Annotated in this window: 21 protein-coding genes; 12 read left to right on the top strand and 9 right to left on the bottom strand. The window is 73.7% G+C overall.

The genetic code is table 11. The features are described 5' to 3' along the window. Positions 1-8 precede the first annotated feature (8 nt). The 5 genes from FXF65_RS36800 to FXF65_RS36780 form a co-directional block, all read right to left on the bottom strand. Positions 9-1,727, bottom strand: a complete 1,719-nt coding sequence (locus FXF65_RS36800) for a sulfatase-like hydrolase/transferase (RefSeq protein WP_222868932.1) — start codon at positions 1,725-1,727, stop codon at positions 9-11. A 65-nt stretch (positions 1,728-1,792) separates the two neighbouring features. Further along, positions 1,793-2,656 (bottom strand): heme ABC transporter ATP-binding protein, encoded by an 864-nt coding sequence (locus FXF65_RS36795; RefSeq protein WP_148354688.1) that lies wholly within the window; start codon positions 2,654-2,656, stop codon positions 1,793-1,795. After that, the gene (locus FXF65_RS36790) at positions 2,653-3,711 is read right to left on the bottom strand and encodes a FecCD family ABC transporter permease (protein WP_148354687.1); all 1,059 of its coding nucleotides are present in this window, start codon (positions 3,709-3,711) and stop codon (positions 2,653-2,655) included. The genes FXF65_RS36795 and FXF65_RS36790 overlap by 4 nt, the downstream gene beginning before the upstream one ends. After that, positions 3,705-4,730: a heme/hemin ABC transporter substrate-binding protein gene (locus tag FXF65_RS36785; RefSeq protein WP_246199345.1), complete on the bottom strand. Its 1,026-nt coding sequence runs from the start codon at positions 4,728-4,730 to the stop codon at positions 3,705-3,707. Before FXF65_RS36785 ends, FXF65_RS36790 begins: the two co-directional genes overlap by 7 nt. After that, positions 4,727-5,398 (bottom strand): hypothetical protein, encoded by a 672-nt coding sequence (locus tag FXF65_RS36780; protein WP_187412711.1) that lies wholly within the window; start codon positions 5,396-5,398, stop codon positions 4,727-4,729. The genes FXF65_RS36785 and FXF65_RS36780 overlap by 4 nt, the downstream gene beginning before the upstream one ends. Before the next feature lie 101 nt (positions 5,399-5,499). Between FXF65_RS36780 and FXF65_RS36775 the strand changes: the two genes are divergently transcribed. The 5 genes from FXF65_RS36775 to FXF65_RS36755 all read left to right on the top strand — a co-directional run bounded on the left by FXF65_RS36775 (position 5,500) and on the right by FXF65_RS36755 (position 10,302). Next, on the top strand, positions 5,500-6,330 hold the full coding sequence (locus FXF65_RS36775; RefSeq protein WP_148354686.1) for a hypothetical protein: 831 nt from the start codon (positions 5,500-5,502) through the stop codon (positions 6,328-6,330). Between the two features lie 93 nt (positions 6,331-6,423). Beyond that, complete coding sequence (locus FXF65_RS46035) at positions 6,424-7,419, top strand: WxL domain-containing protein (protein ID WP_148354685.1); 996 nt, start codon at positions 6,424-6,426, stop codon at positions 7,417-7,419. Between the two features lie 99 nt (positions 7,420-7,518). After that, on the top strand, positions 7,519-8,496 hold the full coding sequence (locus FXF65_RS36765; RefSeq protein ID WP_148354684.1) for a WxL protein peptidoglycan domain-containing protein: 978 nt from the start codon (positions 7,519-7,521) through the stop codon (positions 8,494-8,496). Then, entirely contained in the window at positions 8,493-9,659 is a 1,167-nt protein-coding gene (locus FXF65_RS36760) for a hypothetical protein (RefSeq protein ID WP_148354683.1), read from the top strand. The genes FXF65_RS36765 and FXF65_RS36760 overlap by 4 nt, the downstream gene beginning before the upstream one ends. A 40-nt stretch (positions 9,660-9,699) precedes the next feature. Next, positions 9,700-10,302, top strand: a complete 603-nt coding sequence (locus tag FXF65_RS36755) for a dihydrofolate reductase family protein (RefSeq protein ID WP_148354682.1) — start codon at positions 9,700-9,702, stop codon at positions 10,300-10,302. On the opposite strand, the gene FXF65_RS36750 is transcribed toward FXF65_RS36755, so the two are convergent. From FXF65_RS36750 to FXF65_RS36735, 4 genes are all read right to left on the bottom strand, one after another. Continuing rightward, positions 10,271-11,122, bottom strand: a complete 852-nt coding sequence (locus FXF65_RS36750; protein WP_148354681.1) for a class II fructose-bisphosphate aldolase — start codon at positions 11,120-11,122, stop codon at positions 10,271-10,273. The two genes, FXF65_RS36755 and FXF65_RS36750, sit on opposite strands and share 32 nt — an antisense overlap. Beyond that, on the bottom strand, positions 11,100-12,032 hold the full coding sequence (locus tag FXF65_RS36745) for a 1-phosphofructokinase family hexose kinase (RefSeq protein WP_148354680.1): 933 nt from the start codon (positions 12,030-12,032) through the stop codon (positions 11,100-11,102). The genes FXF65_RS36750 and FXF65_RS36745 overlap by 23 nt, the downstream gene beginning before the upstream one ends. After that, positions 12,029-12,946: an SIS domain-containing protein gene (locus tag FXF65_RS36740; RefSeq protein WP_148354679.1), complete on the bottom strand. Its 918-nt coding sequence runs from the start codon at positions 12,944-12,946 to the stop codon at positions 12,029-12,031. Before FXF65_RS36740 ends, FXF65_RS36745 begins: the two co-directional genes overlap by 4 nt. A 101-nt stretch (positions 12,947-13,047) precedes the next feature. After that, entirely contained in the window at positions 13,048-14,790 is a 1,743-nt protein-coding gene (locus FXF65_RS36735) for a hypothetical protein (protein ID WP_148354678.1), read from the bottom strand. Positions 14,791-14,979: 189 nt separating this feature from the next. On the opposite strand from FXF65_RS36735, the gene FXF65_RS36730 reads away from it, so the two are divergent. The 7 genes from FXF65_RS36730 (at position 14,980) to FXF65_RS36700 (ending at position 22,797) form a co-directional block, all read left to right on the top strand. Next, on the top strand, positions 14,980-15,897 hold the full coding sequence (locus FXF65_RS36730; RefSeq protein ID WP_148354677.1) for a class I SAM-dependent methyltransferase: 918 nt from the start codon (positions 14,980-14,982) through the stop codon (positions 15,895-15,897). 271 nt (positions 15,898-16,168) lie between these two features. Continuing rightward, positions 16,169-16,930 (top strand): DeoR/GlpR family DNA-binding transcription regulator, encoded by a 762-nt coding sequence (locus FXF65_RS36725; protein WP_148354676.1) that lies wholly within the window; start codon positions 16,169-16,171, stop codon positions 16,928-16,930. Next, a complete protein-coding gene (locus FXF65_RS36720; RefSeq protein ID WP_148354675.1) occupies positions 16,927-18,312 on the top strand; it encodes a 6-phospho-beta-glucosidase in 1,386 nt (461 codons plus the stop codon). The genes FXF65_RS36725 and FXF65_RS36720 overlap by 4 nt, the downstream gene beginning before the upstream one ends. Then, the gene (locus FXF65_RS36715) at positions 18,312-19,520 is read left to right on the top strand and encodes a carbohydrate kinase family protein (protein ID WP_246199344.1); all 1,209 of its coding nucleotides are present in this window, start codon (positions 18,312-18,314) and stop codon (positions 19,518-19,520) included. Before FXF65_RS36720 ends, FXF65_RS36715 begins: the two co-directional genes overlap by 1 nt. A gap of 85 nt (positions 19,521-19,605) precedes the next feature. Further along, positions 19,606-20,961, top strand: coding sequence for an extracellular solute-binding protein (locus FXF65_RS36710; RefSeq protein ID WP_148354674.1), 1,356 nt, complete (start codon positions 19,606-19,608; stop codon positions 20,959-20,961). 88 nt (positions 20,962-21,049) lie between these two features. Next, a complete protein-coding gene (locus FXF65_RS36705; RefSeq protein ID WP_148354673.1) occupies positions 21,050-22,009 on the top strand; it encodes a carbohydrate ABC transporter permease in 960 nt (319 codons plus the stop codon). Then, positions 22,006-22,797, top strand: a complete 792-nt coding sequence (locus FXF65_RS36700; RefSeq protein WP_148354672.1) for a carbohydrate ABC transporter permease — start codon at positions 22,006-22,008, stop codon at positions 22,795-22,797. The genes FXF65_RS36705 and FXF65_RS36700 overlap by 4 nt, the downstream gene beginning before the upstream one ends. The last annotated feature ends 16 nt before the right edge of the window (positions 22,798-22,813 follow it).

The raw sequence follows: 22,813 nt of genomic DNA, 5'->3' as shown, positions 1-22,813 counted from the left end.
GGGGCCGGTCAGCCGCCGAACGCGGTGAGGAACCGGTCGCGGAAGGCGCTCATCGGCCAGACGGGACTGTTCCGCGCGGGCCGCAGACCGTCCTGCCAGCCCCATCCGGACACCTTGTCGAGCACCGCCTTGTCCTTCGCGACGATCGTGATCGGCACGTCCCTGCTCGCGCCGGCCCCCGTGATGAGCGGCGCGGGCTGGTGGTCGCCGAGGAAGACGAGCACGGTGTCGTCGTCCCCGTAGGTCTCCACGTAGGAGACGAGTGTGTTCAGCGTGTACTCGATCGACTTGCGGTACTCGTCGCGCATCCGTCCGCCGGACGGCCACGGCGCGTCGTACCCCTTGCCCATGTCCTTGAACACGGTGCCGTCGCCGACCGCGTCCCACGGGACGAGCTGGGGAATGGACGCCCATGGCGCGTGGCTCGACACGAGGGCCGTCTCCGCCATCACCGGCCCGCGGTCCTTCCGGGCGAGCTCGGTGCGCTGGAAGAACGACAGCGTGTACTGGTCGGGCATGGTGGCGAAGCTGAACCGCGACCCCTTGTACCCGAGGTTGCGGTAGTCGTAGACCTTGTCGTAGCCGTAGAACGAGCTCTCTGGCCAGGCGCGGGTGATGGCGGGCATGAGCGCGACCGTCCGCGCGCTCGCGCGGTGGAACGCCTGGTTGAGCGTCAGCCGGTCGCTGTTGACGAGCGTCCGGTACCGCTGCTGGTTGTCGACCCGCAGCCCGGAAAGCAGGGTGGCGTGCGCGAGCCAGCTCCCGCCGCCCGCCGTCGGCGACGTGAGCCAGCCGCTGCGCGCGGAGAACCCGGCGGCGCGCAGCCGCCGGGTGCCGTCGTCCAGGACGGGGTCGACGCCCGGCGCGTACTGCGGGCTCTCCACGGCGGAGCGGCCGTAGCTCTCCACGAACGCCAGCAGGACGTTCTTGTCGCGAAGGCCGGTCAGCAGCTTGTCGTTCGGCGTATCGCGGAAAGCGTCGACCGCCGACGCCTTGGCGAACTCCTTCTTGTCGTTGAGGCTCGTCCGCACCGCCTGGGCGTGGTCGTAGGCGAGGACGGCAGCGGTCCCGGACGCGACCGGCACGCCGTCCACGAACCGGACGCCGAACGCCGCGCACACCGCCCACGTGACGCCGAGCACCGCCGCCACCCCTGCCGCCTTCCGGTCGTGCCGGACGACCACGCGGCTGAGCCGCACAGCCGCCAACGCCATGAGCACCACGACCCCGACCGTCAGCAGCACGACGACGACCACCGCGCCGACCGCCCCGGCGGGCCCCGCCGACCCGCTGACGAACTCCACGGCCGGACGCAGCAGCGGCCAGTCGAGCACCAGGTCGAACGGCCGGACGAGCACCGCGTCGAACCCGATGTCCATCACCTTGAGGACGGTCAGCACTCCAAGGACGGCCCCTGCCGTCCCCGCCGCGAGCCGCCTCCACCGCGCCGGGACGACGAGGACGAGGGCGACGCCAACGACCCCCTCGATCGGGACGCGCACGAACGCCAGCGGCGTCAGCCGGGCGAACTCGTCCGGCATGACCAGCGCGGCCAGCACGAACAGGAAGGCGGACACGGTGACGACCCGCGTCACCACCCGCCGCCATCCCGGCCGCGTCGGCGGCGCCGCGTCGGCTACGGCCTCGGTCTCCTTGTCCCGCTCCAGGCGGCTATCGGTGGTCAGCGCGTCCTCCCAGGCTCGGTCCGTCGGCCGCTGTCGCGACAACCAACAGCACGGGCCTTCCAAGGGTCCCGGTTCAACGCTTCCACCATTCCGCGGCGGCGGTGGCGTCAGTCCGGTCCGGGACGGCGCGGCAGGATCAACGGACGTCCCGTCCGCGGATGCGGGACGACCTCGATGTCATGCCGGTACACCTCGCTGAGCAACTCCGCCGTGAGGACGTCGGCGGGCGGGCCGCAGGCGGCGAGCCGCCCGTCCGCGAGCACCGCGACGCGGTCGGCGTGCGCGGCGGCGAGCCCGAGGTCGTGCACGACCGCGACGACGGCGGCCCCGGACGCGGCCCGCTCCCGGACGACCTCGAACACCATCTCCTGGTGGTGCAGGTCGAGGGCGGCGGTCGGCTCGTCCAGCAGGAGGGCGCCCGTCCGCTGCGCGAGGACGCGCGCCAGCGCCACCCGCGCCTGCTCCCCGCCGGACAGGCGCGGGTAGGGCCGCCCGGCGAACCCGGCGACGTCCGTCTGCCGCATGGCCTCGCCGATCGCGGCCTCGTCGTCGTCCTCCAGCGGCGTCCCGGCCCAGGGGGCGCGTCCCATCGCGACGACCTGCGCGACGGTGAACGGGAACGACACCGCCTGCCGCTGGAGCAGGATCGCGCGCCGCATCGCGAGTTCGGCGTGGCTCCAGGAGGCGAGCGGCGCGCCGTCGACCGCGACGTCCCCGGTGGACGCGACGTCCCCGCCGACCGCCGCGAGCAGCGTCGACTTGCCCGCGCCGTTCGGGCCGACGAGCGCCAGCACCTCCCCGGTCCGGACGGTCAGGTCGACGCCGTCGAGGACCGTCCGGGCGCCCCGCTCGACGCGCAGCCCCCGCACCTCGATCGCCGCCGCCCCCGCCGGGACGGGACGCGGCGGCCGCGCGCGGCGGCCCAGCCCGCCGATCACGCCCCGTGCGCCGGTCACGCGTGCGCCGGTCATGCCCAGCCGCCCGAGCCGTGCCGCGCGCGGCGCAGCAGCCAGAAGAAGAACGGCCCGCCGAGCAGCGCGGTCAGGACGCCGAGCGGAAGCTCCTGGTAGGCGATCGCCGTCCGCGCGACGAGGTCGGCCGCGACCAGCACGATCGCGCCGCCGAGCGCGCTCGCCGGGACGAGCGTCCGGTGCGCGGGCCCCGCGACCATCCGCACCAGGTGCGGGACGACCAGCCCGACGAACGAGATGACCCCGGCGAACGCGACCGCCGACGACGTCAGCAGCGCGATCACCACGATCGCGGTGAACCGCAGCCGCTCCACGTGCACGCCGAGGTGCCGGGCGGTGCGCTCGCCGAGCGAGAGCAGGTCGAGCCGCCGCGCGCAGGCCAGCGCGACCGCGATCCCGGCGGCGGCGAGCGGCGCGACGGTCGCGACCGAGCTCCACCGCGCGCCCGCGAGGCTGCCGAGGTTCCAGGACGTGATCGCCCGCAGCGCGTCGTTCCCGGCCGCGAACATCAGCAGCCCGAGCAGCGCGCTCGCGACCGCGTTCACCGCGATGCCGGTGAGCAGCAGCGTCACGACCTCGGTCCGTCCGGCGGACCGCGACACCGCGTACACCACCAGCGTCGTGACGAGCCCCGTCGCGAACGCGGCGGCGACGATCGTCCAGTCGCCGAGCACGGTCAGCCCGAACACGATGACGGTCGCGGCGCCGACCGCCGCGCCCCACGACACCCCGATGACGGCGGGCTCGGCCAGCGGGTTCCCGAACACGCCCTGCATGACGGCGCCCGAGCAGCCGAGCGCGGCGCCGGTGACGACGGCCAGCGCGACGCGCGGGAACCGGACGATCCACAGCGCGCTGTCGCCCTGCGCGGCGGCCGGACGCGGCCCGGCGTCGATCCCGATCCGGTGCAGGACCGACCCGACGACCTGGTCCGGCGGCACGTTCACCTGCCCGAGCCCGGCCGCGACGACGCACAGCACCACCAGCACGACTGCGAGCGCCGCGAGCAGGACGGGTCCGCGCACCCGCCGCGCGGGCGCGTCCTTCCTCAGCATGTCCGGTGCACCGCGGCGGCGAGCGCCGTGACCGTCTCGCCGGTGCGCGGGCCGAAGGAGAGCAGGGAGCCGTCGTCGACGTCCACGACCCGGCGGTTGCGCCCGGCCGGGGTCTGCGCGACGCCGGGCAGCTTGAGCAGGCCGGACACGCCGCCGACCGACTTCAGCCCGGCCGACATCACGAGCAGCACGTCCGGCGCCGCGTTGATGAGGCCCTCGCTGGTCAGCGGCCGGAAGCCGGCCAGGCCGAGCTTCGTGCCCGCGTCCGCCGCCCCGGCCGCCTGGATCATGGCGTCCGACCCGGCGCCCTTCCCGCCGATCAGGTACACGCCCGCGCTGCCCCGCAGGTAGAGGAACGCGACGGTGAGCGGCGAGCCGGACGTCTTCGCGGTGGCCTTGAGCCGGTCGTCGACCTCGGCCGCCAGGTCGCGGCCCGCGTCCGGGACGCCGAGCGCCGCGGCCACCGCGCGGATGTGCGGGCCGATCGCGGGCAGCGTCTGCCGGTCGTCGACCAGCACCACCGGCACGCCGGACTGCCGGAGTTGGTCGAGCACCTCCGGCGGCCCGATGCTCTTGTCCGCGATCACGACGGACGGGTTCAGTTTCAGCACGCCCTCGGCGGACAGGTCGTGGCCCTGCCCGGTGACGAGCGGCAGCGCGCGGGCGGCGGGGAACGTGGTCGAGACGTCGCGTCCGACGAGCCGGTCGCCGAGCCCGAGCGCGTACACGATCTCCGCGAGCGAGCCGTAGAGGTTGACGGCGAGGACGCGCCGCACGTCGCGGACCGTCACGTCCCCGCCGTCGGCGGACCGGACGGTGACCGGCAGCTCCGGCTTCGGCGGCTTCCCGACGGGAACCGGGTCGCCCTGCGGCGCGGCGACCGTCCCCGGGCCGCAACGGGCGCCCGGATCGTCGCCGCCCGCGGAGACACCGGCCGTCCCGATGCCGCACCCGCCGAGCAGCAGCGCGCCGCCCAGCGCGAGCGCCACGGCCCTGAGCCCGGCCGACGCCCGGTTCACGCGGCGGTCCCGGCGGGCTTGCGGCGGCGGCGCGCGACGAGCAGCGCGCCGCCGCCGACCACGGCCGCTCCGCCTGCACCGATCGCAGCCCACGCCCACGCCGGGAACCCGTCGTCGCCGCCTTCGAACGACACCGGCACCAGGACGTCCTGCGACCGGTCGGCGCTCCGCGTGTGGTCAGATCGCGAGACGACGGCGCAGCGCACCTTCGCGCAGTCGACCGAGTCGGACAGCGAGGCCCCGATGCGGATCGTCACTTCGAACGTTCCACCCGTCCCGTATGGAACGGCCAGTCCCTTCCCGTACGGCGGCGGGTTGGACGACACCCACTGCGACGCTCCGGCCTTCCCGGACGTGTCCGCGCCGCCGCCGCACGGAGTGGGCGCCCGGCCCGGCCCGTTGTCCTTGCACAGCGCGATGTAGACGCCCTTGCGCGTGTCGAAACCCGAGCCCTTGACGCGGACGGTCGCGCCCCCGGCGGGCAGGCCCTCCGCCCGCGAGACGGTCAGCGTCTGCCCGGACGGCCCGCGCGCCGTTCCCGCGTCCGCGTGCGCGGGGGAGGCGGCGAGCGTGAGGCAGGCGGCGGCCGCCGGGACGGCGAGCGCCGCGACGGAGCGCGCCCTGACGGGGCGTGCGGAGGGACGGGGTGCGGGCGTCGGGCTGTGCATCGAGCGGTCAGTCCTTCAAGGCGATCCGTGGCCCACCTGGGCCTTTACCGAGATTCGCGCTTACATTAGCTTAGGCTTGCCTAACATTTAAGAGGTGAGCCTTGCCTAACTTCACAGCGTCCCGGCGGAGCGCCGTCGTCGCCGCGACGGCCGCCGGACTGCTCGTCCTCGCGCAGGCGCCCGCGTTCGCGGCGTCGGTGCGGGTGTCCCCGTCGTCCGGCCTCGACCCGGCCGGGCAGACGGTCGCGGTCCGCGGCTCCGGGTTCGACCCGGCGCGCAACAACCGGTTCGGCGTCTACGTCGTCTTCGGCCCGCGCGGCTCCGACTGGGCGACCAACTCCAACGCCTACCTCTCCGCGACCTGGGTGCATCCCGGCGGGTCGGGCGGCGGGCAGGCGCCGATGAGCGCGTCCGGCGGCTTCTCGGTGAGCCTCACGGTGAAAGCGAAGTACACCGACGGCGACGGCCGGAAGGTCGACTGCCTCAAGACGCCCTGCTACGTCATCACGATGGCGGCGCACGGCACCCCCGACCGGAGCCAGGACACCTTCACGCCCATCACCTTCAAGGGCTCCGGCTCCGGCTCCGGTTCCGGGTCTGGGAACGGTGCGGGATCCGGTCCCGGAACGACCGGAGGCGGGACGCCTTCGAGTGGAGGGGCGCAGAGCGGCGCGCCGACCACGGGCGGCGCGCCCGCGACGCCCGGCGCGACGTCCGGCGCGACCGCGCCCCCGGATGGGACGCCGCTCGCGGACGCCTCGCCCGCGGGCGCGTTCGAGCGGACGGTCTCCGGCGGGCAGGCGTCGTCCCCGTGGCCGTTCTGGGCGACGACGGCGGCCGCCGCCGGGGCGGCGCTGATCGTCCGCTCCGCGCTCCGCCGCAGGTCGGGACGCATCGCCGCGCGCCGCCGAGACATCGATCACACCCCTTGATCCCGGCCCGGACTCCGGTACAGTCCTCGCATTAGGTAAGGCTTACCTAAGTTCTTGCCTCGTATTCCCCAATCCCCCCGCGAGAGGAAGCGCATGAGACAGGCGACCAGACGCATCACCCGGAGCGGCGCCGTGCTCGCCGCCGCCGGGCTGATCACGATCGGGCTCGGCGCGGCGCCCGCGCTCGCCGCGGGCCCGGCCACCACCGCGACCCCGACGTCCGGGGCCGACCCCGCCGGGCAGGACTTCACCGTCCGCGGCACCGGCTTCGACCCGGCCGCCAACGGCGGCGTCGGCGTGTACGTCGTGTTCGGGCCGAAGGCCCCCGACTACGCGACCAACGCGGGCGCGTTCCAGGTGTCCAAGTGGGTGCACCGGAACGGCAACCCGGCGTCCGGGCAGGGCAGGCTCAACGCCGACGGCAGCTTCGACGTCACGCTCAGCGGCGTGAAGGCCAAGTACACCGACGGCGGCGGCAAGGACGTCGACTGCCTGAAGACGCAGTGCTACGTCATCACCATGGCCGCGCACGGCGCCGCCGACCGGAGCCAGGACACCTTCACCCCCGTCACCTTCACCGGCGGCGAGAACCCGACCGACCCCGGCACCGATCCCGGCACGGACCCGGGCACCGATCCGGTTGGAACGGGCCAACAGACGCTCAACGCGACCGTGACCAACGGCGCGCTCACGCTCGCGCTCGACGGCGACACCGCGCAGCTCGGCGCGGTCGCGCCGGGGCAGCACGCGACGGGAGCCCTGCGCAACGCGACGGTCACCGACGCGCGCGGCACCCAGGCGGGCTGGAGCCTGGTCGGCGAGGTGACCGACTTCAGCCACGCCCAGGGCGGGACGATCCCGAAGGCCAACCTGGCCTGGACGCCGACCGCGCGGACGGTCGACGACGGCTCGCAGGGCGACGTCACGGCGGGCCCGGCGGGCGCGTTCGGCGCGGCCCGGACGCTGGCGTCGTCCGCCGCGGGCGGCAGCGGAGGCGTGTTCCAGGCGGGCGCCGGGCTGGACCTGAGCGTCCCCGCCGGGACGTCGCCCGGCGACTACACCGCGACCCTCACCCTGACCCTCTCCTAGCGAACTCCTAGGAACAGACCCCCGAGAAGGGAAGGCGGGGTGGGAATGGTCGAAGCATCCCCACCCCGCCCCGGACAGAGAGTACGCGGAGCCCGACCCATGAACCCATCCCGCGCCGGGGCCCTCCTGGCGGCCGCCGTCCTCGCCGTTTCCGCCGCCCCGGCGCCCGCGGCGCGGGCCGCCGCGCCCGCGCCGAGCGGCGGCGGCGGTTTCGCCTGGTCGGTCAAGCCGTCCGGCGCCGCCGGGCAGTCCCGGCGGGACTTCTTCGTCTACACGCTGTCCCCGGGGCAGCGGGTGCGCGACAAGGTGACGATCACCAACCTCAGCGGACGTCCGCTGACCTTCCGCGTGTACGCCACGGACGCCTTCAACACGGCGGACGGCTCCTTCGCCCTCCTCACCGCCGACCGGCGCGCCGCCGACGTCGGCGCCTGGATCTCCGTCGCGGGCGCCCCCGCGCGGACGGTCAAGCCCGGCGGGTCCGTGGCCGTGCCGTTCACGCTGACCGTGCCGGACGGCGCGACGCCCGGCGACCACTCCGGCGGCGTGATCGCCGCCGTCACCGAGCAGACCACCGGCGCGCGGGGGCAGCGCGTGAACGTCGACCGCCGCGTCGCCGCCCGCGTCTACGCGCGGGTGAACGGGGCGCTGTCGTCGGCGCTGCGGGTGGAGTCGCTGAAGGTCGCGGCCGCGAACCCGCCGCTCGGCTCCGGCGGCGCCGACGTCACCTACCGGCTGCGGAACGTCGGGAACGTCCGGCTCACGGCGTCCGCGCGGGTCGGCGTGACCGGGCCGTTCGGCGTCGGGCTCGGCGGCGACACGACCCGGAAGGTGCCGGAACTGCTGCCGGGCAACGCCTACACGTTCACCGACCGCGTCCGGGGCGTGCTCCCGGCCGGGCCGCTGACCGCCACGTTGAAGCTCACCCCGCACGACTCGATGGACGCGACCGCGAGCACGGCGCGTCCCATCGTCCGCACGGCGGGGTGGTGGGCCACACCGTGGGCGGCCGTCGCCGCCGTCCTGGCCCTCCTCGCCGCCCTGTTCCTGCTGCGCCGCCGCCGGACGCGGCCATGAGCGCGCTGCTCGCCGCCGCACTCGCCGGTCTCGCGCTCGCCGCGCCCGGACCGACCGTCGAGGTCGACCGGACCGACGTCGCGGTGGGGCAGACCGTGACCGTCGACCTCGCCGCCTGGCCGTCCGGGAACGTCCTGATCGAGGTGTGCGGGAACGGCGCGGCGCGCGGCTCGGCCGACTGCGCCGTCGCCGCCGCGGCCACCACCTTCGTGACCGCGCAGGGGCGCGGCACAGCGATGGTCACCGTCGTCCAGCCGCCGATCGGCTGCCCGTGCGTCGTGTCGGCGCGGCCGGTCGCGGGCGGCCGGGCCCGGACCGTCCCGCTGACGATCAAGGGCGTGCCGACGCTCACCGCCGCGCAGCGCCGCACCGCCGCCGCCGGTCCGTCCCGCGACCTGACCGTGTCCGGCGTGCGGGTGGACGGCGGGGGACCCTCCGCCGCCCGGTTCGGCGCCTGGTTCGGCGGCCCGGCCGAGCGGACCGTGACGTTCACCGTCCGCAACACCGGGAAGGCGCCGGTCACCGACCCGCCGCTCACCCTCGCCGCCGGGCGCGGCGCCGACCCGACCGGCGTCCTGGACGCCCCCGCGATCGGCGCCCTCGCCCCCGGCCAGGAGCGCACGCTCAGCGTCAAGGTGAAGCTGCCGGGCCCGGCGTTCGGCCGGTACGCGGTGGTCGGCGAGCTGACCGGGATCGACAGCCCCGTCCGGTTCACGGCGCGCACGTCCTCCTACCCGTGGGCGCTGCCCGCGCTGCTCGCGCTCGCCATCCCCGCGACCGTCCTGCGGGAGGCGCGCGGGAGGGGGAAGCATCGGCAGGGCCTCCCGCCGACGGCCCGGACGGCCGCCACCATGAACCAGGTCGTCGCCGTCAACGTCGGGCAGTGGCGGCGCGTCCGCGGCCTGCCGAGGACGGCCCTCGCCGCCGCCCTCACCGACCTGACCGGCACCGTCTGGACGGCCGAGCACGTCGAGCACGCCGAGACGGCGGTGCCGCCGCGCCGGTTCGACGCCGACGAACTGCTCGCGTTCAGCCGCGCGCTCGACGTCCCGCTCCCGGCGTTGCTCCTGCCGCCCGCCGGGTACGAGATCGGGCGGCCGGAAACACGGGAGAATTCTTCCGGCCAGGATGTCGAGGGCGCGGGGACGGCTCCGACCATCTGATGAGCGGCGCCGGACGGGCGCCCGGACGGAAGGACCCGACATGAGCAAGGTGACCTGCGACATCGCCGTCTCCGCCGACGGTTACGCGGCCGGCCCGAACCAGCGCCTCGACGAGCCGCTCGGCGACGGCGGCGAGCGGCTGCACCGGTGGATGTTCGAGGAGCCCGACGCGCACGCCGCCGTCATCGAGGAGATCACGGCGGCGGGCGCGTTCGTCATGGGACGCAACATGTTCACGGCCGGGCGCGGCGACTGGGACCTCGACTGGACGGGCTGGTGGGGCGACGAGCCGCCCTACCACGCGCCCGTGTTCGTCCTGACCCACCACCCGAGGGAGAAGGTCGAGATGAAGGGCGGCACGACCTTCCATTTCGTCACCGACGGGATCGAGTCGGCGCTCGCCCGGGCGAAGGAGGCGGCGGGCGACCTGGACGTCGCGATCGCCGGCGGCGCGCACACCGTCGACCAGTACCTCGCCGCCGGCCTGATCGACGAGCTGCGGCTGCACATCGCGCCGATCGTCCTCGGCGAGGGCGAGCGGCTGTTCACGGGCGTCGGCGACCTCGCGCTCAGGCCGGTGCGCGTCGCGCACACGGACCTCGTCACGCACGTCACCTACAAGGTAGGCCCGGCGCTTGGATGACGGCCAGCAGCCGCGCGACCTCGGCGGCGACGGCGTCCCGTCCCGCCGCGACGTAGCGGCGCGGGTCGACGAGCGCGGGGTCGGCGGCCAGCCGGTCCCGGACGGCGGCCGTGTAGACCTTGTTGAGCTGCGTCGCGATGTTGATCTTCGTCATGCCGTGCCCGACGGCGGCGCCCAGCGCGGCGTCGGGCACGCCGGACGAGCCGTGCAGCACCAGCGGCACCGGCACCGCCGCGCGCAGCCGCGCGATCAGCGGCAGGTCCAGGACGCCGTCGCGGGTCGGCATCGCGTGCGATGTCCCGACCGCGACGGCCAGCGCGTCCACGCCGGTCGCCGCGACGTAGGACGCGGCCTCGGCCGGGTCGGTGCGGGCGTGCGGGGCGTGCGCGCCGTCCTTGCCGCCGATCTCGCCCAGCTCCGCCTCGACCCAGACGCCGTCCGCGTGGCAGCGCGCGGCCACCTCGGCGGTCGCGGCGACGTTCGCGTCGTGGTCGAGCCTCGACGCGTCGAACATCACCGAGCCGAACCCGAGCGCGACCGCCTCGCGCACGAGGTCCGCCGACGTCGCGTGGTCCAGGTGGACGACGACCGGCACGGCGGCGGCCCGTCCCACTTCGAGGACGGCCCGCCCGAGCGGGGCGAGCGCGCCGTGGTAGGCGACGCAGTTCTCGCTCACCTGCAGCACGACCGGCGACCCGGCGCGCTCCGCGCCCGCGACGATCGCCTCCGCCTGCTCAAGCTGGATCGCGTTGAACGCCCCCAGCCCGCGCCGCGCACCGGCGAGCCCGCCGACGACCTCACTCATGGGCGCGAGCGGCATGACCCTCCTCCGATACGGCCTCCTCGGTCCGGACGGTGACCCGCGCGAGCAGCGCGGGAAGCTCGGCGGCGTCGACCTCGCCCGCGACGGGGGAGCGGACCGCGCACGCGGCCAGCGCGACCGCCCGCCGCAGCCGCTCCGGCCACGGCAGCCCGCCCGCCAGCCCCGCCGCGAGCCCGGCGGCGAGCGCGTCGCCCGCCCCGGTCGGGTTGCCCGCCTCCGGACGGTCCAGCTCGGCGCGCAGCACGCCGTCCGGGGTGGCGGCGAGCACGCCGCCCGCGCCGAGTGACGCGACGACCGCGCCCGCGCCGCGCAGCGCGCGGATCCCGGCCGCCGGGTCGTCGGTGCCGGTCGCGCGGGCCAGCTCGGCGGCGTTCGGCTTCACGACGTCGGGACGCGCCGCCAGCCCGAGCCGCAGCGCCTCCCCGTCGGCGTCCAAGATCACCGGGGCGTCCGCGAGGCGGACGAGGCGCGCGTAGGCGTCCGGCGGCACGCCCGGCGGCAGGCTCCCGGACAGGACGACGACCTCCGCGTCCCGTGCCAGCCGCCCGTAGTCGCGGGCGAACGCGTCCCACTCGGCGGCGGTGACCGTGGGACCCGGCTCGTTGAACACCGTCACCTCGGCGGCGACGACGGTGACCGTCCGGCGCGACTCCCCGGCCGTCCGGGTGAACGCGGACGGCACGCCGAGCGAGGCGAGCCCCGCCTCGATCCCCGCGCCCACGGTGCCGCCCGCGAACCCGGCGGCCACCACCTCGTGCCCGAGCCCGTGCAGCACCCGCGCGACGTTGACGCCCTTGCCGCCCGGCCTGCGGTGCACGGCCGCGACCCGGTTCACCTCGCCGGTCCGGGCGTCCGGGACCTCGTAGGTGTCGTCGAGCGCCGCGTTCGGGGTGACCGTGAGGATCATGCGCCGGGGGCCCGGCCGTCCAGGATCACCGAGCGGGTGAGGTGGCGCGGGCGGTCGGGGTCCAGGCCGCGGGCGACCGCCAGCGCGACCGCCGCCCGCTGCGCCCGGACCAGCTCGGCCAGCGGGTCGGCGGCCGCCGCGCGCAGCAGCCCGCCGGTCGCCGCGACCTGGGCGGCGAGGCCGTCCGGGAGGTCGCCGAGCATCCACACCGCGCGGCCCGGGCCGGTGACGCTGATCGGCCCGTGCCGGTACTCCATGGCCGGGTACGCCTCCGTCCAGTACCCGGCCGCCTCGCGCATCTTGAGCGCCGCCTCGCTCGCCAGGCCGACCGTCCAGCCGCGGCCGAGGAAGGTGAACTGCCCGGCGGCGAGCAGCTCCGCCGGGAGCGGGTCGCGGACGGCGGCCTGCGCGTCCTCGATCGCGGCCGTCACGTCCTCGCCGAGGTGGGCCCGCAGCAGGACGAGCTGGGTCGTGGCGAACCGCGTCTGCACGACGGACTCCTCGTCCGCGAACGCGAGGGCGACGACATGGTCGGCGCGCCCGGCGGCGGGGGAGTCCGGGACGGCGGTGACCACGGTCGTGCGGGCCGTCCCGGCGAGCCCGGCGAGGACGTCGACGACCTCCGTCGTCGTCCCGGACCTGGAGAGCGCGACCACCCGGTCGTAGCGGCGGCCGGACGGCATCTCCGAGGCCGCGAACGCGTCGGTCTCGCCGTGCCCGGCCGACTCGCGCAGCGCCGCGTACGCCTGCGCCATGAACAGCGAGGTGCCGCACCCGACGACCGCCACCCGCTCGCCGCGCGCCGGGAGCGGACCGCCGCCCGCCCGCTCGGCGAGCCCGGCCGCCAGCCCGGCCGCCCGCCGCCAGCACTCCGGCTGGGCGGCGATCTCGCTGGTGGTCCGGTCGGCGGGCATGGAACCTCCTGGCGAGGACGCGGCGTCGGCTTTTTGCAGAGTCTATGCTCACTTATGCTCGGAAGAGTAGAGAAAGAAGCAGGAAACGCCATGCGTCCCGCTCAGGCGGGCCGTTGCCGGACGACGCGGACGAACCGCACGTCCAGATCGGATCCCTCGCCGGTGGCGATCCGGAAGTCGGTGCGGCCGCTCAGGCCGTTCGCGAACACCGGCTTGGGAAGCGTCACCGTCGCGGTCTTCCACTGGCCGTCGCCCGTCCGGCGCACCTCGGGCGAGCGTCCGCCCCGGTGGGCGATCCACCAGGCGCCCTTGCCCGCGTCCCGGTAGGTGACCTTGATCTGCACCGGGCCGCGCAGGCCGCGCGCGAACCGGTCGTCGACGTCGAAGTACATGGACGTCTGCCCGTGCGCGCGGTCGGTGCTGAGCCCCTCGTACGCGGTGCCGTTCTCCGGCCCGAGGACGCCGGTGTGGACGTCGGACGCGGACCGCCGGGCCCGGCCGTCCGGCCCGGTGTCCCGCTGGACGAGCCATCGTTCGAGGTTCCGCACCCACGGCCGGGTCCGCCATTCGCGCGAACCCGTGAACGGGCCCCGCTTCTTCTTCCAGAAGGTGTCCTCCGCGTCGCGGAGCGCCGCCCACGCGTCGGGGGAGTCGGACGCCGTCTTGCCCACGCTCAGCCGAACCCATTTCCAAAGCTCCGGGTACTGCTTCATATAGGACGGCCCGGGGACCGCGTAAACCCAGTTCATCCGCAGCTGCAACGACTTGAGACTCGACTGCCGGACGGCGTAGTAGGGCTCGGACGTCTTGAAGTCGCAGTCGTTGTAGCACTCGTTCTCGGTGGCGGCGACGTGCTTCCCGTCATGGACGGGAAGGGACTCGTCCACCGTCATGTGCCCGTCCGGCAGGATCCGGCTGCCGTAGGACGGGGCCTCGCTCAAATGGAAATTGAAGACCTCGGTGATGCCCGTCCGGATGCCCATTCCCGCGTCCACCGCCTGCTTGGTGAGCAGGTCGGTCTTCGACCCCCACGGGCCCCACGGATAGTCCTCGCCGGTGAACACGAGCTTGTAGGCGTACGGCCCGAAGACGCCGACCAGATCGCGCCAGGCGTGCCGGTACCACGCCTGGTACTTCTCGAACGTCAGCCCCTTCTTAGCCGCATCGTTGATCATGTCGTAGTCGTACTCGGCCCACGTGAACGCGCCCGGGACGTAGATGAACCGCAGTCGCGGATCCGCCCGCAGCCCCTGCTCGACGAACACCTTCCGGTAGAGCTCCAGGAGGCGTCCCCACACGCATTCGTTCCAGAGCGGCAGGTGGTACTGCCCGTCGTAGTCGGGGCCGATCCGCTGCACGCCGCACTGCTCGGCGACCCAGTCGGGCGCCCATTTCGTGCCGCTGGCGAATATCCTCATCCAGAACGGCCGCCGGTCGGCCAGCTGCCTGCCGTACGTCTGGAAGGTCATGTCCTCCGCCGCGCCGGGCGTGCCGGTCACGACCTCTCCGGGGCCGTCCGGCTGGAGCTGCCGCCAGCTCACGTCCAGCGAGCGCGTGTCGACCCCGAACTCGGGCGCCGCCGTCTCGGAGAAGAGCCCGGAGTTCGGCGACGGGCGCACCCATCCGGGCAGCGAGAAGTCGTCGCCGCGCTGCACCTTCACGCTTCCGTCCACCGAGCCGCCCGACCTCCCCGCGGCCCGCGAGCCCCCCGAATCGCCGGAGTCCGACGGGCACCCGCTCGCTAACGCCGACAGCGCCACGGCGACCACCCCGGCGGCCACCGCGCGCTTCACCGCGGGCCCCCGCGCCGCCGTCCCGCGTCCGCCCTCGCCGACACTCTCCACAAAGATCAGAGCTCCTTCCGCGACCGACCGGCGACGCGCCGTAATTGCCAACGGGCGCGTCTCGCCTATCATGACGACTCCGGTATACGCCGGATCGCAGCGTCGTTCTCCCGCCACGGCGCGGATCACGGCCGGGCCCACGGCCCGGTCCGCTCCGCGCCGCCCCCGAACACGTTGGAGCCTCCCAACATGATCAGCGAAGAGACCCGCCTCCCCACCTCCCTCGACGACGTCCAGGGCTGGTTCCCGAAGGTCGACCAACTGCTCTTCACCTGGTTCCTGGAACGCCAGGAGCGCCGGGGTGACGAGGGCGACCTCGTGGAGCTCGGCTCCTACCTCGGCAAGAGCGCCATCCTCATGGGCCGCCACCTGCGCGAGGGCGAGACCTTCACCGTGTGCGACCTGTTCGACTCCGACGCTCCGGACGACTCGAACCAGGCCGAGATGAAGGGGTCGTACGCCACCCTCACCCGCACCGCCTTCGAGGCGAACTACCGCGCCTTCCACGACCGGCTCCCGGAGATCGTCCAGGGGCCGACGTCCCAGATCCTCGACCACGTCGAGCCGGAGAGCACCAGGTTCGTGCACGTGGACGCGTCCCACCTCTACGAGCACGTGCACGGCGACATCAGGGCCGCGCACGTCATGCTCCCGCCGGACGGCCTCCTCGTCTGCGACGACTACCGCTCCGAGCACACCCCCGGCGTCGCCGCCGCCGTCTGGGAGTCGGTGGCCGACGACGGGCTGCGCCCGATCTGCGTCACCACCCAGAAGCTGTACGGGACGTGGGGCGACGCGGGCGCCGTCCAGGACGAGCTGCTGGAGTGGCTCGCCGGGCGCGACGACGTCTGGCACGAGGTCCAGCAGGTCGCCGGGCACGGGCTCGTCCGGGTCAAGGGCAACTCCGCGCGGCCGAAGAAGGACGAGGTGCGCAGGCTCAAGGAGCGCCTCGCCGACTCCGAGGACCGGCTGGCCCGCGCGGAGGCCCGGCTCGCCCGCGCGCGGGACGAGCTCGACTCCGTCCGCAACTCGGTCAGCTTCAAGGTCGGCCGGTCGGCCACGGCGCTGCCCCGGGCGGTCCGCCGCCGCGGACCGCGCGGCGACTGAAGATTTTTTCGCGGGTCTCCCGCCGGCTCCGCGCCCGGACCGGGCGCGGAGTTGACGTGATGTCCTGACAAAGTCCGGCGGGCGCGGCGCCGCCGGTCCGGCCGTGCCCGGACCGGCGTTGGTTGGAACGTTCCGAGGAGTTGACAAGGCACCCTGACCAGGTGGTCGCGTTGACAAGCTTTCCGCACGTCAGCGCGGTGAATGACGGACTTCGGGCAAACCGTTGACCGGGTAATGACCGAAGTCGTGCACAGGTGTTACCTTCCTGTGCGTGACATCGAGCAAGAGGCGTGCGCAGATCGTGTCGTCCCTGCGTACCAAGGGGGCGGCCTCGGTCAGGGAGCTGGCCGAGACCCTTCAGGTGAGCGAGTCGACGATCCGGCGCGACCTCGACGAGCTGGACCGCAACGGCGAGCTCCAGCGCACCTACGGGGGAGCGGCGCTGTCGCCGCGCTCGGCCGTCCCGGAGATCTCCTTCGCGGCGTCGGCCGAGCACGACAGCGCGGAGAAGGCGGCGGTCGCCGAGCGGGCCGCGGCCCTGGTCGAGGACGAGATGGTCGTCGTGCTCGACATCGGCACCAGCACCCGGCTCATCGCCCGGCACCTGCGCGGCCGGCCGGTCACCGTGATCACCAACAACCTGGCCGTGCTGGACGAGTTGCGCGACGACGAGGCCGTCCGGCTGTGCCTGCTCGGCGGCGTCGTGCGCCGCAACTACCTCTCGCTCGTCGGCTCGCTCACCTCGACGGCGCTCCGCCAGGTCCGCGCCGACCTGGTGTTCCTCAGCTGCACCGGGGTGCGGCCGGACGGTCACGTCATGGACGACATGGAGGTCGAGACGCCGGTCAAGCAGGCGATGCTCGAGTCTGCCGACCGGGTGGTGCTGGTCGCCTCGGAGGCGAAGTTCCCCGGCACCGGATCGCTGCGCGTCTGCTCCCTCGCGCGCGTCGACGCCCTGGTCACCACCGCCGGCGCCGACCCCAGGACTCTCGATGTCTGCCGGCAGGCGGGCGGGAAGGTGTACATCGCATGAAGCTGGCCATTCTCGGCGGCGGCGGGTTCCGGGTGCCGTTCGTGTACCAGGCCCTGCTGCAGGACCCAGGCTCCCCGCGCATCGAGGAGGTCTGGCTGCACGACTCCGAGCCGGGCCGGCTGGACGTGATGGCCGACATCCTCGCGACGCTCGCGGGCGGGGCGGAGGCGGCGCCGCGCGTCCACACGAGCACCGTGCTCGACAAGGCGCTGGAGGGCGCCGACTTCGTGTTCTCCGCGATCCGCGTCGGCGGCCTCGCCGGACGGGTGTGCGACGAGCGGGTCGCGCTGGACCTGAACGTCCTCGGCCAGGAGACGACCGGCCCCGGCGGCATCGCCTACGGGCTGCGCACGATCCCCGTCATGCTCGACATCGCGCACCGCGTGCGCGAACTCGCGCCCGACGCCTACGTCATCAACTTCACCAACCCCGCCGGGATGATCACCGAGGCGATGCAGGGCGTGCTCGGCGACCGGGTGCTCGGCATCTGCGACACGCCGTCCGGGCTGGGCGCGCGGGTGGCGGCGGCGCTCGGGCTCGACCCGGCCCGCGTCCAGCTCGACTACGTCGGGCTGAACCACCTCGGCTGGATGCGGCGGATCCTGCACGACGGCGTCGACGTCCTCCCGGCCCTGCTCGCCGACGACGACGTGCTCGGGACGCTGGAGGAGGGCGTGGTCTTCGGCGGCGACTGGCTGCGCGACCTCGGCGTCATCCCGAACGAGTACCTGTACTACTACTACTTCAACCGCGACGCGGTGCGCGCCACCCTCGACGCCGGGCAGACCCGCGGCGAGTTCCTGCTCCAGCAGCAGGAGGCGTTCTACGAGCGGATCGCGAAGGCGTCCGGCGGCGCGGCCATGGAGCTGTGGCGCGAGACGGTCACGTCCCGCAGCGCGAGCTACATGGCCGAGATGAAGGGCGCGCGGACCGGCGAGGCCCTCGACGTCCAGTCCGGGATCGACCCGGCGGAGGAGGGCTACGCCCGCGTCGCGCTCAGCGTGATGGCCGCGATCAGCCGCAACGAGCCCGCGACGATGATCCTCAACGTGCGGAACGGGCCGACCGTCGGCGCGCTGCCCGCGGACGCGGTCGTCGAGGTGCCGGTCACGGTCGACGCGAACGGGGTGCACCCACTCGTCCTCGACCAGCCCGACCTGCACCAGACGGGGATGATGCAGCAGGTCAAGGCCGTGGAGCGGCTGACGATCGAGGCCGCGAGGACCGGGTCGCGGACGGCCGCCGTGCAGGCGTTCGCGCTGCACCCGCTGGTCGACTCGGTGCCGGTCGCCCGGCGCCTGCTGGACGGCTACATCGACCGCATCCCGGGCGTGGCCGCCGTGTTCGAGCCGGGCGCCCCCTCCAAGAAAGGCAGGGCCTGATGGCAGTGGAGACCCTGAACGGGGACCCGGCCGCCGGGCGTCCGCCCGAGCCGGACCTCGCCGACCCGTGCACCGAGCGCGGCCTCGCGGGAGACATGCTCCGCCGCGCGGGCGACCCCGACGAGTCCCCCGAGCTGGACGTGTTCCTCAGCGGCCAGGTGTTCATGGACATGATCTTCACCGGGCTGCCGGGGCTGCCGCCGCCCGGGACGGAGCTGTTCACCGAGGGGCTCGGCTCGGCGCCCGGCGGGATCGCGAACATCGCGGTCGCGATGAGCAGGCTCGGGCTGCGCGTCGGCCTCGCCGCGCCGTTCGGCGACGACCTGTTCGGCGCGTACCTGTGGCGGACGCTCGCCGAGCAGGAGGGCATCGACCTCGGCCACTCCCGCAAGGTCACGGGCTGGCCCACGCCGGTCACCGTGTCCCTGGCCTACGACTCCGACCGCAGCATGGTCACCTACGCAAGGCCCATGCCGGGCGCCGAGTCCACCGCGGGGGCGGGCTCGACCGGCGGGGGCACGGCGGACGCGGACGGCGCGGAGGCGGTGCTCGGCTCCCGGCCGCCGTCCGCGCGCGCCTGCTTCGTCGACATCGAGCGCCCGGTGCCCGGCTGGGCGCGGGAGATGCGCCGGTCCGGGACGCTGGTCTTCGCCGACCTCGGCTGGGACGCGACCGAGACCTGGTCGAGCGAGGTGCTCGACCGGCTGGAGAACGTGGACGTCTTCCTGCCGAACGCCGTGGAGGCCATGGCCTACACGCGCACCGGCACGCCGGAGGACGCGGCCCGCGCGCTGTCCGAGCGCGTCCCGATCGTGGTCGTGAAGCGGGGCGGCGCCGGCGCCATCGCGATCGACTCCGCGACCGGGGAGGTCGCCGAGACCGACGCGCTGCCGGTGCGGCCGCTCGACGCGACCGGCGCGGGCGACGTGTTCGGCGCCGGGTTCCTGTTCGGGACGCTCGCCGGGCTGCCGCTGGCCGAGCGGCTGAAGTTCGCGAACCTGTGCGCGGGCCTGTCGGTCCGGCATCGCAGCGGGTCGCTCGGCGCGCCCTGCTGGGGCGAGATCGCGGCGTTCGGCGAGTCCGGCGAGGTGCCCGAAGCGGTGCTGGCCGACTACGCGTTCGTCGTCGACTTCATCCCCGACTCCGCGGACGACACCGTCGTCCGCGCCGAGCCGACCCTCCGGGCCGACGTCGAACTGCCGTCCTGATCCCGGGACGCCGCGCACGGCGCCGGACACCACGCAGCACCACCACCCACCCCAGGGATAGAGAGCACAAAGGGAGCCGCAGGAAATGCCGACATTCATGAGACGAGGGACGGTCGCGGCCGCCGCGGCCCTCCTCACCGCGTTCGCCGCCGCGTGCGCGCCGGGCTCGTCCGACGACAAGCCCGAGAGCAAGGCGCCCGCGGCGGTCAGCACCGACGTCGCCAAGGCCGGGAACGTCACCCTCACCGTCTGGGACCAGGAGGTCCAGGGCGGGCAGAAGAAGCAGATCGAGGAGCTGAACAAGCGGTTCCAGGCCAAGTACCCGAACGTCAAGATCAACCGGGTGTCGCGGTCGTTCTCCGACCTGCAGAAGACGCTCCGGCTCGCGCTGTCCGGCAGCAACCCGCCGGACGTCGTCGAGGCCAACCAGGGCTACGCCTCGATGGCGCAGTTCGTCAAGGCCGGGATGCTCCTCCCGCTGGACTCCTACGACCAGGCGTACGGGTGGAAGAAGCGCTACCCGAAGGGCCTGACGGACCTGAACAGCGTCACCGACGGCGGCAAGCTGATCGGCCAGGGCAAGCTGTACGGCGTCTCGCTGAACGGTGAGATCGTCGGCCTCTTCTACAACAAGGAGAAGCTCGCCAAGCTCGGCATCCAGCCGCCGAAGACGTGGGACGAGTTCGAGCAGGCGCTCGCCGCGGCGAAGGGCAAGAACGAGATCCCGATCGCGTTCGGCAACGTCGAGAAGCTGCCCGCGATGCAGCTCTACGGCATCGTCCAGGACGGGGTCAACAACAAGGAGGCCGTCCGCAACCTGGTGTTCGGCAGCGGCGGCTCCTGGACGGACGGCCCGAACGTCCAGGCCGCGCAGCGGCTGGGCGACTGGGCCAAGAAGGGCTACTTCACCAAGGACGCCAACTCGATCAAGTGGGACGACACGCCCGTCAACTTCGCCAAGGGCGACGGCGTGTTCCTGTTCGGCGGCACCTGGTGGGCGCCCGACCTGGCGGACAAGATGAAGGACAAGGTCGGCTTCATGCTGCCGCCCGCGCCGCAGGCCGGGGCGCCGACGGCGACGATGGGCGGGGAGAGCCTGCCCTGGTCGATCACGTCCAAGTCCAAGAACCCGGACGTGGCCGCCGCCTACATCAACTTCATCACCTCGCCCGAGGCGATGGACGTGTCCGTCGAGACCGGCAACCTGCCCGCGCTCGCCGCCGCCAAGCAGCCGGACCAGCCGCTGCAGAAGGAGATCACGGCGGCGTGGGGCGAGCTGAGCAAGAACGACGGCATCACGCCCTACATCGACTACGCCACGCCGACCTTCACCGACGCCTTCGGTGGACCGCTCCAGGAGCTGATCGCCGGGCGCAAGTCGGCCGACGAGGTCATGAAGGCCGCGCAGGACGACTACGACGCCTTCCAGAAGAAGAAGTAACGACCGGCGGGCCCGTCCCGGCCACCCCCTCGACAGGGCGCGGCCGGGACGGGACGCAGGCCGAGACGGATACCCAAGGAGCCCGCACATGACGACCGTCGCGCGGCACAAGACCCGGAAGTCCGGAGGCGAGGCACCCGCGCCGCGCCAGGCGCGGGTCGAGTCCCGCCCTCCGGGCGAGCCACGCAGGATCGGCTGGCTGTACGTCCTGCCCGCCCTCCTCGTGTACGGGGCGTTCCTGCTGTGGCCGCTGGTGCGCGGGGCGCAGTTCTCCCTGTACGACTGGGACGGCCTCGGGACGGCGACGTGGGCGGGCGCCTCCAACTACACCGCCATCTGGTCCGACCCGGTGCTGCGCGGCGCGTTCGGGCACCTGCTGGTGCTCATCGTGTTCTACGCCGTCCTGCCGTGCTGCATCGCGTTCCTGCTGGTCGCGGTGATGTCCCGGTCGAAGATCCACGGCCTGGCGTTCTTCCGGACGGTGCTGTTCCTGCCGCAGGTCGTCGCGATGGTCGCGGTGGCCGTGGCGTGGCGCTGGGTGTACTCGGCGGACGGCCCGGTCAACACCGTCCTCGGCTGGGTGCACGCGCTCGGCCTGCCGGACTGGCGGCGCGGCTGGCTCGGCGACTTCACGTTCGCGCTGCCCGCGGTCGGCATCGTCGGCACCTGGGTCGGGATCGGGCTCGCGATGGTGCTGTTCCTCGCCGGGGTGCAGCGCATCCCGCGCGAGCTGTACGAGGCGGCGCGGATCGACGGGGCGGGCGCTGTCCGCGAGTTCTTCGCGGTGACGCTCCCGGCGCTGCGGCGGGAGCTCGCGGTGGCGCTCACGCTCACCACGATCATGGCGATCCGCAACTTCGACCTGATCTACAACGCCACGGAGGGCGGGCCGGGCGACGCCACGAAGGTGCCCGCCTACGAGGTCTACAACCGCACGTTCAACACCGGCGAGGTCGGCCTCGGCTGCGCCGTCGGCGTCACCCTCGCCGTCCTGGCCTTCGTCGTGACGGCCGGAATCCGGCGGCTGGTGGAAGGGAAGGACGCATGAACGGGCGGACTGAGCGGTTCTTCAACCACGCCATTCTGGTGGTGTTCGCGGTCATCGCCGTGTTCCCCATGATCGGCGTCCTGACCCAGGCGCTGCAGTTTCCGGACCTGAACTTCTCGAATTTCGCGGACGCCTGGCGCGAGGGCCATTTCGGCACCTACATGCGCAACAGCATCATCGTCACGCTGATCACCGTGGTGGTCGCCGCCGTCCTGTCGATCATGGCCGGGTACGCGCTCGGCACCATGCGGTTCCGCGGCGCCGGAATCGTGTTCCTGCTGTTCCTCGCGGGACTGACCATCCCGACCGAGGCCATCGTCGTCCCGCTGTACTTCGACCTGCGGTCGGTGGGGCTCGACAACAGCTACGCGGGGCTGATCCTCCCGCAGGTCGCCATGTCGGTCGCGTTCGGCACGTTCTGGATGCGCGCGTACTTCCGGAGCGTCCCGCGGTCGCTGCTGGAGGCGGCCCGCATCGACGGCGCGAACGGCTGGACGACGCTGTGGCGCGTGCTCGTGCCCGTGGGCCGTCCCGCCATCCTCACGATGCTGCTGCTCACCACGATGTGGACCTGGAACGAGTTCCTGCTCCCGCTGGTGATCATCAACTCGGACGAGGGGCTGCGCACCGCGCCGCTCGGGCTGTCCTTCTTCCAGGGCACGCACAAGACCGACTACTCGCTGCTCATGGCCGGCGCGCTGATCATCGCCGCGCCCGTCGTGACGGCCTATGTCTTCCTGCAACGACAGTTCATCGCAGGAATGCTCTCGGGGGCCATCAAGGAGTAGGGAAGAACAGGAGAGT

It is taken from the genome of Actinomadura syzygii, assembly GCF_008085905.1.
Taxonomy (GTDB): domain Bacteria; phylum Actinomycetota; class Actinomycetes; order Streptosporangiales; family Streptosporangiaceae; genus Spirillospora; species Spirillospora syzygii.
This window is presented reverse-complemented; position numbering and strand designations above follow the sequence as displayed.

Bases quoted from the DNA above. Each gene is read 5' to 3' on its own strand.
- FXF65_RS36780 (WP_187412711.1), bottom strand. From the start codon at position 5,398: ATGCACAGCCCGACGCCCGCACCCCGTCCCTCCGCACGCCCCGTCAGG.
- FXF65_RS36715 (WP_246199344.1), top strand. From the start codon at position 18,312: ATGGCAGTGGAGACCCTGAACGGGGACCCGGCCGCCGGGCGTCCGCCC.
- FXF65_RS36755 (WP_148354682.1), top strand. From the start codon at position 9,700: ATGAGCAAGGTGACCTGCGACATCGCCGTCTCCGCCGACGGTTACGCG.
- FXF65_RS36710 (WP_148354674.1), top strand. From the start codon at position 19,606: ATGCCGACATTCATGAGACGAGGGACGGTCGCGGCCGCCGCGGCCCTC.
- FXF65_RS36720 (WP_148354675.1), top strand. From the start codon at position 16,927: ATGAAGCTGGCCATTCTCGGCGGCGGCGGGTTCCGGGTGCCGTTCGTG.
- FXF65_RS36730 (WP_148354677.1), top strand. From the start codon at position 14,980: ATGATCAGCGAAGAGACCCGCCTCCCCACCTCCCTCGACGACGTCCAG.
- FXF65_RS36705 (WP_148354673.1), top strand. From the start codon at position 21,050: ATGACGACCGTCGCGCGGCACAAGACCCGGAAGTCCGGAGGCGAGGCA.
- FXF65_RS36700 (WP_148354672.1), top strand. From the start codon at position 22,006: ATGAACGGGCGGACTGAGCGGTTCTTCAACCACGCCATTCTGGTGGTG.
- FXF65_RS36795 (WP_148354688.1), bottom strand. From the start codon at position 2,656: ATGACCGGCGCACGCGTGACCGGCGCACGGGGCGTGATCGGCGGGCTG.
- FXF65_RS46035 (WP_148354685.1), top strand. From the start codon at position 6,424: ATGAGACAGGCGACCAGACGCATCACCCGGAGCGGCGCCGTGCTCGCC.
- FXF65_RS36765 (WP_148354684.1), top strand. From the start codon at position 7,519: ATGAACCCATCCCGCGCCGGGGCCCTCCTGGCGGCCGCCGTCCTCGCC.
- FXF65_RS36790 (WP_148354687.1), bottom strand. From the start codon at position 3,711: ATGCTGAGGAAGGACGCGCCCGCGCGGCGGGTGCGCGGACCCGTCCTG.
- FXF65_RS36745 (WP_148354680.1), bottom strand. From the start codon at position 12,032: ATGATCCTCACGGTCACCCCGAACGCGGCGCTCGACGACACCTACGAG.
- FXF65_RS36760 (WP_148354683.1), top strand. From the start codon at position 8,493: ATGAGCGCGCTGCTCGCCGCCGCACTCGCCGGTCTCGCGCTCGCCGCG.
- FXF65_RS36740 (WP_148354679.1), bottom strand. From the start codon at position 12,946: ATGCCCGCCGACCGGACCACCAGCGAGATCGCCGCCCAGCCGGAGTGC.
- FXF65_RS36750 (WP_148354681.1), bottom strand. From the start codon at position 11,122: ATGCCGCTCGCGCCCATGAGTGAGGTCGTCGGCGGGCTCGCCGGTGCG.